This is a genomic window from Flavobacterium sp. LHD-85 (assembly GCF_030929595.1).
Classification (GTDB): domain Bacteria; phylum Bacteroidota; class Bacteroidia; order Flavobacteriales; family Flavobacteriaceae; genus Flavobacterium.
Genome location: NZ_JAVFVR010000001.1, coordinates 597106 through 611430 on the forward strand (window position 1 = coordinate 597106; position 14325 = coordinate 611430).

Annotated in this window: 10 protein-coding genes; 9 read left to right on the forward strand and 1 reads right to left on the reverse strand. The window is 36.1% G+C overall.

Annotation, left to right across the window (positions count from 1 at the left end; translation table 11 throughout):
* Positions 1-29: 29 nt before the first annotated feature.
* The 8 genes from porU to RB618_RS02640 all read left to right on the forward strand — a co-directional run bounded on the left by porU (position 30) and on the right by RB618_RS02640 (position 12291).
* On the forward strand, positions 30-3866 hold the full coding sequence (gene porU / locus RB618_RS02605; protein ID WP_308067349.1) for a type IX secretion system sortase PorU: 3837 nt from the start codon (positions 30-32) through the stop codon (positions 3864-3866).
* Positions 3867-3906: 40 nt separating this feature from the next.
* Positions 3907-5112 carry a type IX secretion system outer membrane channel protein PorV gene (porV, locus tag RB618_RS02610; protein WP_308067350.1) on the forward strand — a complete coding sequence of 402 codons (1206 nt, stop codon included), beginning with the start codon at positions 3907-3909 and terminating at the stop codon, positions 5110-5112.
* 79 nt (positions 5113-5191) lie between these two features.
* Positions 5192-5674: a cytidine deaminase gene (gene cdd / locus RB618_RS02615; protein ID WP_308067351.1), complete on the forward strand. Its 483-nt coding sequence runs from the start codon at positions 5192-5194 to the stop codon at positions 5672-5674.
* A gap of 159 nt (positions 5675-5833) precedes the next feature.
* Positions 5834-6832, forward strand: a complete 999-nt coding sequence (pdhA, locus tag RB618_RS02620; RefSeq protein WP_026728681.1) for a pyruvate dehydrogenase (acetyl-transferring) E1 component subunit alpha — start codon at positions 5834-5836, stop codon at positions 6830-6832.
* Positions 6833-6836: 4 nt separating this feature from the next.
* Positions 6837-8477, forward strand: coding sequence for a 2-oxo acid dehydrogenase subunit E2 (locus RB618_RS02625; RefSeq protein WP_308067352.1), 1641 nt, complete (start codon positions 6837-6839; stop codon positions 8475-8477).
* Between the two features lie 91 nt (positions 8478-8568).
* Entirely contained in the window at positions 8569-10416 is a 1848-nt protein-coding gene (locus tag RB618_RS02630) for a leukotriene A4 hydrolase C-terminal domain-containing protein (RefSeq protein ID WP_308067353.1), read from the forward strand.
* A gap of 361 nt (positions 10417-10777) precedes the next feature.
* A complete protein-coding gene (locus RB618_RS02635; protein WP_308067354.1) occupies positions 10778-11329 on the forward strand; it encodes a carboxymuconolactone decarboxylase family protein in 552 nt (183 codons plus the stop codon).
* A 71-nt stretch (positions 11330-11400) separates the two neighbouring features.
* Positions 11401-12291 carry a helix-turn-helix domain-containing protein gene (locus RB618_RS02640; protein WP_308067355.1) on the forward strand — a complete coding sequence of 297 codons (891 nt, stop codon included), beginning with the start codon at positions 11401-11403 and terminating at the stop codon, positions 12289-12291.
* Between the two features lie 57 nt (positions 12292-12348).
* Here the strand turns inward: RB618_RS02640 and RB618_RS02645 are convergent, their stop codons facing one another.
* The gene (locus tag RB618_RS02645) at positions 12349-13590 is read right to left on the reverse strand and encodes a glycosyltransferase family 4 protein (protein WP_308067356.1); all 1242 of its coding nucleotides are present in this window, start codon (positions 13588-13590) and stop codon (positions 12349-12351) included.
* Between the two features lie 113 nt (positions 13591-13703).
* On the opposite strand from RB618_RS02645, the gene RB618_RS02650 reads away from it, so the two are divergent.
* Complete coding sequence (locus RB618_RS02650; RefSeq protein ID WP_111379367.1) at positions 13704-14285, forward strand: tRNA-(ms[2]io[6]A)-hydroxylase; 582 nt, start codon at positions 13704-13706, stop codon at positions 14283-14285.
* The last annotated feature ends 40 nt before the right edge of the window (positions 14286-14325 follow it).

Sequence of the window (14325 nt, forward strand, 5' to 3'; positions counted from 1 at the left end):
TTTTTAATTAAATTTCGCCTTTTTAACAGATGAAGCAAGCATTTCTCATTTACATTTTTTTAATTCCAATCCTCTCGTTTTCACAGACAAATGGGGCAATAACAATCGATTGGCTAAACAAAAAAGAGGTAAATTATGGCGAAAACAAAATCATAATTCCGTACTTCTCAGGAAGCAGTTTTCGCTTCGACATTACAAAAAAAAGCATAACATTGCTTCAAAATCTAAATCAATCTAACATTTCAAACGGTAGTTTGGCACAAATTAGCAATGTCGTTTATGAATCGATTTCAAGAGCTGATTTAGGAGATTTAACACTTGAAAACATCCCTGAGAAACCAAATGAATCTGTAATAGTTACAAACGCAAGAGATGTACGATATTCTTTTCTTTCTTTGTCTCCTATAATTAAGGAAGGAAATAGCTACAAACGCATAAAATCCTTTTCTTACTTTATTAGCAATACAAACGCAAGAACTACAGCAACTTCTTCATTTCAAAAATCGGCAGCAATAGCAAACTCTGTTTTAGCTACTGGAGACTGGTATCGGTTTTACATTCAGAAATCGGGCGTTTATAGAATCGATAAATCTTTTTTGCAAAGTTTAGGATTTGACGCTTCTAAAGCTGACCCAAGAAGAATAAAAATTTACGGAAATGGCGGAAGAATGCTCCCTCTTGCCAACAGCGCTTATTATCCAGATGATTTAACTGAAAATGCGATACAAATTTTAGGCGAAAACGACGGTGTCTTTAACAACGAAGACTATATTCTTTTTTATGCCGAAGGAACTGATAATTGGAATTCTGAAAGCCAAACCAACTTAAATCTATACGACACTAAGTCTTATTATTATATTACAGCTTCTGGAGGCGATGGAAAGAGAATTCAAAATCTAAATCAACCGGCAGGAAATAGTTCTTTAGAGCTAAACACGTTTGATGACTATCAGTATCACGAAATCGACCAAACCAACATTGTGCATCTTGGTCGTCAATGGCTAGGAGAATCATTCGACATCAATCAGGAGCAGGAGTTCTCATTTAGTTTTCCAAACCTAGACACTTCCATACCAGTTAAAATAGAAGTAAGTGCCGCATCTGCATCTTTAACCACTACTTCTTTTGCAATATCAGCAAACGGACAAAGCGCGGGCTCCATAAGCTTCCCTTCTTTAATTGCAGACTCTGACACTAAATATACTACCGGAAAATTACCATCAAATGCCCAATTTACAGGAGCAGATAACATCAAAGTAAAACTTATCTATAATAATAATGGTGTTCCAGGATCAAAAGGCTACTTAGATTACATCAATTTAACAGCAAAAAGAAAACTTTTAGGAACAGGCAAGCAATTTCATTTTCAATACAATGCTGCAGGATCTTCGGCAGGAATTGTTAATTATACAATCGGAAACGCATCTGGAGTATCTCAAATATGGGATGTTTCTGACCTATATAATGTATCTAAAGCAGAAAATGCCAATCAGACTTCTTTTAGTTTTAAAGCCAATTTAGGAGAAGTTAGAAAATACGTCGCAATAGATCCATCCGATTATTATGTTCCGCTAAAAGAAAATCAGTCAAAAATTGCAAATCAGAATTTAAAAGGATCCATTTTCAGAAACAACCAAAACACTTTCCAAGATATCGATTATGCAATTATAACCCCTAAATCTTTAGCCTCGCAAGCCGAAAAATTAGCCAGTTTCCATAGAACCAATTCCAATTTAAATGTAAAAGTGATTTCATTAGAAAACATCTATCAAGAATTCTCTTCTGGCAAACAAGATATTGCGGCTATTAGAAATTGCATCAGATATATTTACAGCAATGCATCTTCGCCAGACAAAAGAATACGTTATGTTAACTTATTCGGGGATGCTTCATTTGACTATAAAGACCGTATTTCTAACAATACTAATATTGTACCTATATATCAATCCTTAATAAGCAATACTGTTGGCGAAGCTTCATTTGCTTCTGACGATTTTTATGGATTAATGGATTCTAATGAAGGGGTAATAATTCCTTCTCTTGGGGGAATCGATATAGCCGTAGGAAGAATGCTGGTTTCAGACAATGCCCAAGCACAGGAAATGGTCAACAAAGTCTTGGAATATTATGATATTAAATCGCATGGAAACTGGAGAAACAATGTTGTTTTAATCAGTGATGACTCTGACAAACCTGGCGATCAGACCTTACAAGCAAACCAAAATGCGCTTGCTGATCAAATCTCAACCGAAAAGCCTTTTTTCAATATTGATAAAATATTTTTAGACGCTTACACACAAGAAGCCTCCGCAGGTGGGTCGCGATATCCTAAAGCAAGAACTGATTTTTTTAATGCTTTTGAAAAAGGTGCCCTTATATTTAATTATTTAGGACATGGTGGCGAAGATGGACTAGCGAGCGAAAGAATTTGGGAAAAATCGGATGGACAAAACCTTACCAATCAATACAAATATCCATTATTCATCACAATCACATGTGAATTTTCTCGTTTTGATGACCCTACAAGACCTACAGCTGGAGAATATGTTTTCTGGAATCCGAAAGGAGGCGCTATTTCAATGCTGACAACAATTCGCGAAATCGGACAAACGAATGCCGAGGATTTTAACAAAACACTGAGCAAAAACCTTCTTTCGTATGGCTCAAATCAATACAATACTATTGCAGAATCTTTAAGAATATCTAAAAATGAAAATCCAAGCTCTTCTAGCAACGTTGTCTTTTACATAGGAGACCCTGCTTTAACATTAGCTATTCCTAAACCGCGAATTAATTTAACGAAAGTAAACGATATTGTGATTTCGCAAGCAATTCCTGATTTAAAATCCTTATCAAAAATAAAAATTTCAGGAGAAATCACAGACGAAAACAATACCCTTTTGAGCAATTATAACGGAGAATTGGCAACAGCTATATTTGACAAATTAATCACAAATACAACCTTAAACAATGACGGTTTTAGCCCTCCAATGCAGTTTAAAACTCTCGGAGAAACGATTTTTAGAGGAAATGCATCTGTAACCAATGGGCAATTTGAATTTAGTTTTGTGGTTCCTAGGGATATTAGAATTCCTGTTGACAACGGCAGGATCAGCTTTTATGCTAAAAAAAATGAGTCATTAGAAAACCAAACCGGTTATAATAACAGCATTAAAATTGGAGGAATAAACGAAAATGCACCTCAGGACAATATTAGTCCAAAAGTGAAGTTATATATGAACGATGAAACTTTTGTATCGGGAGGAATAACAAATGAATCGCCATTTCTTTTGGCTTTTTTAGAAGACGAAAACGGAATTAATACAGCAAGCGGAATCGGACATGATATTGTTGCTATTTTAGATGGAGACGTAAGCAATCCTTATATTTTAAATGATTATTATCAGACAAAATTAGACGATTACACCAACGGAAATCTACGTTTCCCTTTTCGAAATTTAGCTCCAGGAATGCATACCATAAGTTTTACCGCTTGGGATGTCTACAATAATCCCGTTACGAGTGAAATTCAATTTACAGTTGTTGGAGATGATTCCTTAACATTATCACACGTTCTTAACTACCCAAATCCATTTTCAACCTATACACAATTTTGGTTTTCTCATAACAGACCTTATGAGCCATTAGACGTGCAGGTGCAGGTAATGACTATTACAGGAAAAGTAGTCTGGACAAAAAATCAAACCGTTACAACAGAAGGATTTTTATCAAGAGAAATAACATGGGACGGAAGAGATGATTTTGGCGATAGAATCGGAAAAGGAGTGTATATTTACAAACTGACTGTAAAATCGAATTTAACAAATAAAAAAGCAGAAAAATACGAAAAGCTTGTCATCCTATAATATTATATATATTTGCACTACCAAAACACTAATCTCATAAATGAAAAAACTATCACTCTTACTAATTTGTATTTTTAGCATTTACAGCTCAAAGGCCCAGGAATCAAGGCCTATTGTTACTGGAGTACCTTTTTTATTAGTCGCTGCTGATGCTAGAGCAGCCGGTTTAGCAGATCAAGGGGTGGCCACTTCTGCAGACGTTTTCTCTCAACAATGGAACCCTGCTAAGTATGCATTTTCTGAAGATGCACAAGGGCTTTCTATCAGTTACACCCCTTATTTAACAGATCTTGCCAATGATATCTCATTAGGTCAGATTACGTATTACAACAAAATCAACGAAAAAAGTGCTTTTGCAGGAAGTTTTCGCTATTTTGGTTTTGGAGGAATTGAATTGAGATACACTGGAGACCCAAATGAAGCCGTAAGAGAAGTAAATCCAAACGAATTTGCCTTAGACGGATCTTATTCATTAAAATTAAGCGAGAAATTCTCGATGGCTGTTGCCGGACGTTTCATTAGTTCAAACTTAAAAGTTGCTTCAGAAGAAGTTGATGCTACATCTGCAAGATCTTTTGCTGTTGATGTCGCAGCTTTTTACCAATCTGAAGAAATTGCTTATCAAGATTTCAATGGTAGATGGAGAGCCGGTGTTAACTTCCAAAACATGGGACCAAAAATCAGTTATGATAATGACAATGTAAGTTCAAATTTCTTACCTGCTAATTTAAGATTAGGGGGAGGATTTGATTTTATTTTTGACGATTATAACAAACTTACTTTAAGTGCTGAACTTACTAAACTTTTAGTTCCAACTCCTCCAGGCATCGGAACACCTGTAGACGTAAATGGCGACGGAGACTTTGACGATCCTGAAGATATTTCACAGCAAGAAGCAACAGATATCGGTTACAGAAATTATAACGATATTGGATGGTTCGAAGGAATGTTTAAATCTTTTGGAGATGCTCCAGGTGGGTTTAAAGAAGAAATGAAAGAGGTGACCTATAGTATCGCTGGAGAATATATGTATCAAGATGCTTTTGCTTTCCGTTTAGGATATTACCACGAAAGCCCAGAGAAAGGTGCTAAACAATTTTTCTCTTTAGGAGCAGGATTTAAATACAACATTATGAAAATTGATGTTTCGTACTTATTCTCAGCATCTAAAATAAAAAATCCTTTAGAAAACACACTTCGTTTCTCTTTAACGTTTAACTTTGGAGACAAATACGACAATTACTAAAAAGAAAAGATTACAATAAAACAATTCAATCCAAATTCCTGCATTTTAGGAATTTGGATTTTTTTTCCCTTATAAACAGATGAAAGAAATCAACATAACCTCTTCATTTACAATATTTGATAATTTAAATGAACTCCCAGCTGAAATTCAGGATTTAATGAATCAAGCTGTTGAAATCAGAAAAAAAGCATACGCACCTTATTCAAAGTTTAAAGTTGGCGCTGCTTTACTTTTAGATAACGGAAAAGTTATTTTAGGGTCTAATCAAGAAAATGCCGCTTACCCATCTGGACTTTGTGCTGAGAGAACTGCGATTTTTTATGCGGGGAGTACTTATCCGGAAGCAAAAATTCTAAAAATAGCGATTACAGCAGCCTCAGATACCAATCAAACCAATGCTCCTATTCCTCCTTGCGGATCGTGCCGACAATCAATAGCAGAATACGAGATAAAACAAGACACCCCTATTGAAATCTATTTTATGGGAGAAATTGGTGAGATTTACAAATCGTCATCCCTAAAAAATTTACTCCCTTTGATGTTCGACAAAAAGTTCTTGTAAAAAAAAGCCAAAAAGTATCGTTTTAATTTTAGTTCTTAAATGTAATGTCTTATTTTTGCATCCCGACCTTTCGGGCGCAAATTTGTGGGAGGAAACTATTTTGCGTTACAGGCACAATAATCGATAACACAAACAACTTTAGCAAAAGAAAGAATTCAGATGAAAGAAGTTACAAAAGAGGTATATTTAAAGTGGTATGAAGACATGCTACTTTGGAGAAAGTTTGAAGACAAACTTGCAGCGTTATACATCCAACAAAAAGTTAGAGGTTTTCTACACTTATATAATGGTCAAGAAGCTGTATTAGCAGGTGCATTGCACGCTATGGATTTGACCAAAGATAAAATGATTACTGCTTACAGAAATCACGTTCAACCAATTGGTATGGGAGTTGATCCTAGAAACGTAATGGCTGAACTTTTAGGAAAAGCAACAGGAACTTCTAAAGGTATGGGAGGTTCTATGCACATTTTCTCTAAAGAACACGGTTTTTATGGAGGACACGGAATTGTAGGTGCTCAAATCCCAGTTGGGGCGGGTATTGCTTTTGCAGACAAATATTTTAATACTGGCGGTGTTACCATGACTTACTTTGGTGACGGAGCTGCTAGACAAGGTTCTCTTCACGAAGCTTTCAACATGGCTATGCTATGGAAACTTCCAGTTGTATTTATCGTTGAAAATAACGGTTATGCAATGGGTACTTCTGTAGAAAGAACTGCAAACCACACTGACATCTGGAAATTAGGTTTAGGCTATGAAATGCCTTGCGGACCTGTTGACGGAATGAACCCTGTAAAAGTTGCCGAAGCAATGCACGAAGCTATCGAAAGAGCGCGTCGCGGAGACGGACCAACTTTCCTTGAAATGAAAACGTACCGTTACAGAGGACACTCTATGTCTGATGCACAATTATACCGTTCTAAAGAAGAGGTTGAAGAGTACAAAAAAATCGACCCAATTACGCAAGTTCTTGACGTAATCTTGGATCAAAAATATGCTACTGAAGAAGAAATTGAAGTAATTGACCAAAGAGTTAAAGACTTGGTTGAAGAGTGTGCGAAATTCGCTGAAGAATCTCCATACCCAGACTTACAACAATTATACGATGTAGTATACGCACAAGAAGACTATCCATTTACACCTCATAAATTATAATATCATGGCGATTAAAGTAACAATGCCTCGTTTGAGCGATACTATGACTGAAGGAACGGTAGCAACTTGGCTTAAAAAAGTAGGCGACAAAGTAAGCGAAGGTGATATCTTAGCTGAAATTGAAACAGACAAAGCAACAATGGAGTTCGAATCTTTTAACGAAGGAACTCTTTTACATATCGGAATTCAAGCTGGAGAAACTGCTCCTGTTGATTCATTATTAGCAATCATTGGTAAAGAAGGAGAAGATATTTCGGCTCTTTTAGCTGGTGGTGACGCTCCTGCTGCCGAAGCTCCAAAAGCGGACGCTCCAGCTGCTGAAGCAAAAACTGAAACTGCTGCTCCTGCAAAAGCGGCTGAATTACCAAAAGGTGTTATAGTTGTAACTATGCCACGTTTGAGTGATACAATGACTGAAGGTACTGTAGCAACTTGGTTGAAAAAAGTTGGCGATACTGTAGCTGAAGGAGATATTTTAGCTGAAATTGAAACAGACAAAGCTACTATGGAGTTTGAGTCTTTCAATGCTGGAACATTATTATACATCGGAATTCAAGAAGGAAGCACTGCTCCTGTTGACAGCTTATTAGCTATCATCGGACCTGCAGGAACTGACATTTCTGGAGTTGCCGACAACTTTACTGCTGGTGGTGCTGCAACTGCAACTGCTCCTGCTGCTGAAGAAACAAAAGCTGCACCTGCTGCTGCACAAGCTACAGAAGCTGTTGCTGAAACTTCAAACGGAGGAAGAATTTTAGCTTCTCCATTAGCTAAGAAAATTGCTTCTGACAAAGGAATCCAATTATCTCAAGTTAAAGGTTCTGGAGAAAACGGAAGAATCGTAAAAAGCGATATCGAAAACTTTACTCCATCTGCTCAGGCTCAAACAGCTGCTTCAGCTCCTGCTGCTAAACAAGAAGCATCTGCTCCTGCTGCTCCAAAAGTATTTGTTCCTGCTGGTGAAGTTTACACAGAAGAGATCAAAAACTCTCAAATGCGTAAAATCATTGCAAAACGTCTTTCTGAATCTTTATTCACTGCTCCTCACTACAACTTAGTGATCGAGGTAAGCATGGACGAAGCAATGCAAGCTAGAGCTGCTATCAATAGCGTTCCAGATACAAAAGTATCTTTCAACGATATGGTAATCAAAGCTTGTGCTTTAGCATTGAAAAAACATCCAAAAATCAACTCTACTTGGAAAGAAGACGCTATCATCATCAACCACCACGTAAATATTGGTGTTGCCGTAGCTGTTGAGGACGGATTAGTAGTTCCTGTATTGAAATTTACTGACGCGATGAGTTTATCTCAAATTGGTGGATCTGTAAGAGATCTTGCTGGAAGAGCTAAAAACAAAAAACTTGGACCACAAGAAATGGAAGGAAGTACTTTTACAGTATCTAACCTTGGTATGTTTGGTATCACTGAATTCAATTCAATTATCAATCAGCCAAACTCTGCTATCCTTTCTGTAGGTGCAATTGTTGAGAAACCAGTAGTTAAAAACGGTCAAATCGTAGTTGGAAACACAATGATGTTATCATTAGCTTGCGACCACAGAACAATTGACGGTGCAACTGGCGCTCAGTTCTTACAAACACTAAAACAATACATCGAAAGCCCAGTTACAATGTTGGCGTAATCTTTGTTAATTTTATAATTAAATCCCGTTTTGTTTATTCAAAACGGGATTTTTTGTTTAATTTTCATCCTCAAATTCAAAACCTCACAAAATGAAGAAACTAATTCTTGTCACTTTATTTCTGACAGCAATTGCCTGCCAGAAAAAAGGGCAAACAGAAAAAACGGCCGCCGTTACAGATGAACACAGTTACTCCAAACCAGAACTTGCCGTTGCAAAACACCTTGACCTTGATATTAAAGTTGACTTTGACACACAGACAATTTCAGGAAAAGCATCTTGGACAATTGACAACATTAGTAAAGGAAACGAAATTATATTTGACGAAAACACTTTAAATATTACAAAAGTAACTTTAGGTGATGACGAAAAAGAAACAAAGTTCGAACTTGGAGCAGACACTGAATTTCACGGAAAACCGCTTCATATTACAATCGAACCAAATACAACCAAAGTAAATATCTATTACAACACTACTAAAGACGCTATAGCTTTGCAATGGTTAAAACCAGAACAAACTGCAGACAAAAAGAAACCTTTTGTTTTCTCTCAAGGCGAAAGCGTTTGGTCACGCACATGGATTCCGTGTCAAGATTCTCCAGGAATTCGTTTTACTTACAATGCAAAAGTTACTGTTCCTAAAGATTTATTAGCGGTTATGAGCGCTGTAAATCCGCAGAAGAAAAATGATACTGGGGTTTATACTTTCAAACAAGACAAAGCAATTCCTTCTTACTTAATGGCAATTGCGGTTGGAGATATCGAATTCCAAGCAATTGACAACAGAACTGGAGTTTATGCAGAACCATCTGTTTTAAAAAGCGCCGCTTATGAATTTGCTGAACTTGGCAAAATGGTAAATGCAGCTGAAAAACTATACGGACCATATAGATGGGGACGTTATGATGTTTTGGTTCTACCTCCAAGCTTCCCTTATGGAGGAATGGAAAATCCAAACCTGACTTTCTTAACTCCGGGAGTAATTGCTGGAGATCGTTCGCTTACGAGTTTGCTAGCACACGAATTAGGACACAGCTGGAGCGGAAACTTAGTTACAAACGCAACTTGGGATGACATTTGGCTAAACGAAGGATTTACCACTTATGTTGAACACAGAATTGGAGAAGCTATTTTTGGCAAAAAAGAATTTGACATGCAGAATGTTATCACCAACAAAGAATTGGTTGATAATGTTACAGAATACGGTGATACAAATCCAGATACAAGATTAAAAGTTAGTTTGACAGGAAGAAATCCTGATGACGGAATCAGCATGATTCCTTATGTAAAAGGGTATTCATTTTTAAGAGTTATTGAAAATGCTGTTGGACGCGATAAATTTGATCCGTTTATTAAAAATTATTTCGATTCTCATGCTTTCCAATCGATCACCACTGAAGATTTCATAAAGTATCTAAACGAAAATCTTATTAAAGGAGACAAAGCTTTAGCAGAGAAAATCCAATTAGATAATTGGATTTACAAACCTGGAATTCCATCAAACATTCTTCCAGTTAGCTCAGCAGAGTTTGACGCCATCGATGCTATCCAAAAAAGCTGGAGAGAAACTGGCGTTGCAGGTTTAAGCAAAAAAATCACAACAACTGCCGAAAAACAGCATTTTATAGACCATCTTCCTGCTGATATTACTGCAAAGGAAATGGAAGCAATTGATAAAGAATTCAACTTTACAAAAGGCGGTAATTTCATTATTAAACGTCAATGGTTTGTGCAGGCAATTCGCCATCAATACAAAGCTGCTGATCCTGCAATTGAACAGTTTTTAATCGGAAGCAGCAGAACTGGCTCTATCATGATGCTTTATAAAGAAATGGTTAAAACTCCAGAAGGAAAAGTTTGGGCTAAAAAAGTCTTTGATAAAGCAAAATCTGGTTATCATGCGACTACTATTCAGGATGCTGCAAGCATTTTGAAATAAAAAAACGTCAAAATCGTTCCAATAATATCCCGAAGGGATTATAAATCGGTAGAAAAGATATAACGCATTAAAATCATTTGTCCCGTCAGGGACTAAATGAATTTGTTGTAATGCGCAGTCCCTGACGGGACAACGGAAACGATCGCATTTTTTTTCTACCGATATGTAATCCCTTCGGGATATAATCATAATTATCCAAATCCCCGATTACATCGTAATTGGGGATTTTTTTATTCAAAAATTTATCAGGGAAAATTATCCATCACATAGCGTACATTCTCCATGTTCTAAAATCTGTAATCGTTGCAACTTTGTAATGTCAAAAGACAACAACTAATAACAACATTAAAAATTAAATAAGATGGCACGATTAACAGCATTAAACCCAGAAGAAGTAACAGGAAAAACTAAAGATTTATTCAACGCAGTTCAGGCAAAATTAGGCGTTGTACCAAACATGATGAGAACAATGGGAAATTCTCCAGCAGTTCTTGAAGGATATTTAAACCTAAGCGGCGCATTAAGCCACGGGAAATTAAGTGCAAAAACAGGAGAATTAATTGCCTTGGCAGTTTCAGAAAGCAACTCATGCGACTACTGTTTAGCAGCTCACACTTTTATCGGAGAAAAATTAGTTAAAGCAGATCCAGCAGTTTTACACGCTGCAAGAACAGGAAATTCTACAGATGCTAAAACAGAAGCGATTTTACAATTGGCAAAAACATTAATCAGCAAAGGTGGTTTAGTAAACGATGAAGATGTAAACAAAGCTAAAAACGCTGGAGTTTCTGACGCTGAAATTGCAGAAACTATTGCACATGTAGCCTTAAACGTTCTGACAAACTACTTCAACAACGTAGCAAATACAGAAATTGACTTTCCAGCAGTTTCTAACTTAGAATTACACAACTAACACAAACAGCAAAAAACAAGTTATAGAGATAGTTATGAATTCTTTTCGTGACTATCTTTATATTTTTAAAAATGAAACCGAATATGAGCTCTCAAAATGTTTTCACTTTAATAAATCCGCAAAACGGGAATTTAGCCTTCAAGATTCTTCCTTTTGATGACAACAGCCATTTTGACCATTTACAACGAAATAATTATTACTCTTTAATTTGGGTCACCAAAGGAAAAGGCAAGGTAAAAGCTGATTTTGCAGAACATCATTTTGAAGAAAACTCACTTCTCGCCTTTTCGCCTTATCAGCCTTTTATGCTTTGTGTAAACGAACCGATTGAAGGAATCGCAATTCATTTTCATCCCGACTTTTATTGCATTCACATGCATCAAAAAGAGGTTTCTTGCAATGGCGTTTTGTTCAATAATATTTATCAGCCTCCGTATGTTCAAGTTACAGAACAAGCTTCGCAGACTTTTAATATGGTGATTGACCAAATGAAAGCTGAAATTCAAAATGCTGAATTGGCGCAATATGAACTGCTTATTTCGTATTTAAAAATATTTCTAATCACTGCTTCAAGATTAAAAACAGAACAGCTAGAAGAAATGAAATCGGTTCCAGATTCTAAAGAACCTATCATTCTTCAAAGCTTGAAAGATGCAATTGAACTCAATTTTAAAACTAAACATTCAGCCGGGAATTACGCGGAATTGCTGAACATTTCTCCAAAAGCTTTGGCAAAATTGTCTAAGAATTATTTCAATAAAACCTTAACCGATTTGATTTCAGAAAGAATCATCATCGAAGCTAAAAGAGAATTATATATGACCAATAAAACGGTAAAAGAAATTGCCTACGAGTTAGGTTATGACGACGAACATTATTTCAGCCGTTTCTTTAAAACTAATGCAGATGTTTCTCCTCAAATGTATCGTGAGACTGTAGGTTTTGGCAAAATGGAAGCTTAGTTTAGAGTCGCAGTTTGCAGTCGCAGTCTTCAGTAATTACAGACTTGAAAACTGTGACTATTTATTCTTCGCTTCAATCCATTTTGACATATACATCGTGCTTTTAAACGCATGATGCTGTAGCAGATTCCCCATAAAATTATGTAGACGATGGCTTTTTGAATCGATCAAAAGGGAATTTACCAATGAAATCAATTTCTCTGAATAATCCTTTTTTTGATAGCATTTATTAATGATTTCGATTCCGTTTTTTTGAGATTGTTTCCAAAGATTTTCATCTTGATATAGTGCAATCGCTTTTTTAGCAAATTCTGCTAAATCATCTTCAATAAAACCATTCCAAGGCAAATTGGCATACATAGCTTCAGAACCAATAGATGTTGTTACACTTGGCGTGCCGCATTGCATGGCTTCTAGCAATTTTCCTTTTAGTCCTGCTCCAAAACGAATTGGCGCCAGAACAATTCTTGATTTTTTTACAACCTCATTGGCATCTTCTGCCCTTCCCATGATAAAAAACCCATTTTTAGGCTGATGCAACTGCAATACTTTTTGTGACGGATAAGCGCCAAAAACCTTCAAAACTGCTTCTGGAAAATCTTTTTTTATAGAAGGCCAAATGGCTTCTTTCAAATATTGAACGGTATTCCAATTGGGTTCATGAAGAAAATTTCCAATAAACACGAAATCATTTCGGTTTTCAAAAGAAGGCAATTGCAGCAAATCTTCTTCTTTCATTTCATCAACTAAAAAGGGAAGATAAAAAAGCAAGTCTTCATTAATCTTGAAAACATCTTTTAGAATATTCATTTCAAATTCAGAAATAATCAAAGATAAATCACATCTTAAAATACTGGCAATTTCACGTTTTGCCACTTCTTCTGACAATAAATCTTCTAATTCAAAAATGCGGTTTTCCTTGAAAGCTTTTTGCCTTGCAGTTCTCAAACAATGCAAATCTTCAGTATCTAAAATTCGGATCGCATTTGGGCATTTTTCAACAACTCTCCATCCAAACTGTTCTTCGACCATAAAACGATCAAACAAAACAACATCTGGATTTAATTCGACTACAAAATCATCAAAACTTGAAGAATTAAGTTCGATGCTTTTTTTTATTACTCCAAATTCAAACAAATCAACCATAAAATCGTTGTCCTGAGCCGCGCTTGCAAATGTAATTTCAAATCCATTTTCCTTGAAAATAGAAATCAATTGCATCATTCTTCCGCCTGCAGCAGAAGACTTTGGCTCGGGCCAAACGAACCCAACAATTAAAAGTTTTTTTATTTGATTCATAAACTTTGTTTCACATTACAAAATAATGCTTTTTTCCGCGGATTTGCACCCAATTTCCTGAAATTCGGTCGCAAAAAAACACTAATTTTGCAAAATCTAAATGCTGGGAAATTATGTTGGGATTAAAATTAGCTACAGACCCTCGCTGGGTAAATATCGTTGAGTCAAATATCGAAGAAATTTTAACGGATCACGCCTGGTGCGAGCAAAAAGCGGCTTCAAACGCGATTAGTATCGTCACTTACAACTCTGAAATCGAAGAATTGGTAACCGAAATGCTTGAAATTGCCAGAGAAGAACTGGAACATTTTCAAATGGTTCACAACATTATCAAACAACGCGGACTTACTTTAGGGCGTGAACGAAAAGATCATTATGTAAATGAACTTTTTAAATTCATGAAAAAAGACGGAAGCCGAAGAGATGCACTTTGCGACCGATTATTGTTTTCTGCAATGATTGAAGCTAGAAGCTGCGAACGTTTTAAAGTGCTTTCGGAAAATATCAAAGATGAAGAATTAGCTAAATTCTATCGCGATTTAATGATTTCTGAAGCAGGACATTACACTACATTTTTAGGATTTGCCAGAAAATATCAAGACAATATCGATATCGATAAACGCTGGAAAGAATGGATTGAATATGAAGGTTCTATCATTACCAATTATGGTAAACAAGAAACCGTTCACGGATAAATTACACTCTTTTTTCAACTCTTTTTTTATTTAAAAACTC

Bases quoted from the DNA above. Each gene is read 5' to 3' on its own strand.
- porU (WP_308067349.1), top strand. From the start codon at position 30: ATGAAGCAAGCATTTCTCATTTACATTTTTTTAATTCCAATCCTCTCG.
- porV (WP_308067350.1), top strand. From the start codon at position 3,907: ATGAAAAAACTATCACTCTTACTAATTTGTATTTTTAGCATTTACAGC.
- cdd (WP_308067351.1), top strand. From the start codon at position 5,192: ATGAAAGAAATCAACATAACCTCTTCATTTACAATATTTGATAATTTA.
- pdhA (WP_026728681.1), top strand. From the start codon at position 5,834: ATGAAAGAAGTTACAAAAGAGGTATATTTAAAGTGGTATGAAGACATG.
- RB618_RS02625 (WP_308067352.1), top strand. From the start codon at position 6,837: ATGGCGATTAAAGTAACAATGCCTCGTTTGAGCGATACTATGACTGAA.
- RB618_RS02630 (WP_308067353.1), top strand. From the start codon at position 8,569: ATGAAGAAACTAATTCTTGTCACTTTATTTCTGACAGCAATTGCCTGC.
- RB618_RS02635 (WP_308067354.1), top strand. From the start codon at position 10,778: ATGGCACGATTAACAGCATTAAACCCAGAAGAAGTAACAGGAAAAACT.
- RB618_RS02640 (WP_308067355.1), top strand. From the start codon at position 11,401: ATGAAACCGAATATGAGCTCTCAAAATGTTTTCACTTTAATAAATCCG.
- RB618_RS02645 (WP_308067356.1), bottom strand. From the start codon at position 13,590: ATGAATCAAATAAAAAAACTTTTAATTGTTGGGTTCGTTTGGCCCGAG.
- RB618_RS02650 (WP_111379367.1), top strand. From the start codon at position 13,704: ATGTTGGGATTAAAATTAGCTACAGACCCTCGCTGGGTAAATATCGTT.